Genomic DNA, 388 nt, shown 5'->3' with positions numbered 1-388 from the left:
AACTTCCTCGCCGGCCGGCAAGAACCCCTGGCCTGGGCCTTCGCGGGCAGGCACACCGCGAACCTGGACGGCGTCGACCACCACTACTCCACCGCCGGCGTGCCCGTGCTCAGCGGCGCCATGGCGTTCCTGTCGTGCCGCCTGGTCAACGCCGTCGAGGGCGGCGACCACACGATCTTCATCGGTAAGGTCGCCGAACTGGGCGTGTCCAGCGGCGAGTCCGAACCGCTGATCTTCTTCCGCGGCTCCATGGGCGCCCTGGAGGCCGAACAGCGCGGCACCCACCCCATGTTCGACGTCTGACCCCGCACGCTTAAGGAGTTCCGGATGTCCGCCATCCAACGGCGACTGGCCCGCTTCAACCGCACCTTCGCCAACCGCTTCGTCG

General features: G+C 68.6%; 1 protein-coding gene. It reads left to right on the top strand.

Annotation, left to right across the window (positions count from 1 at the left end):
* The coding region (locus TN53_RS42800; protein WP_046264326.1) for a flavin reductase family protein at positions 1-303 on the top strand (303 nt) is incomplete at its 5' end.
* Positions 304-388: the final 85 nt, after the last annotated feature.

This window comes from Streptomyces sp. WM6386 (assembly GCF_000972385.1).
GTDB lineage: Bacteria > Actinomycetota > Actinomycetes > Streptomycetales > Streptomycetaceae > Streptomyces.
The sequence above is the reverse complement of the archived record's forward strand: the minus strand, read 5'-3'. Positions and strand labels throughout refer to the sequence as shown.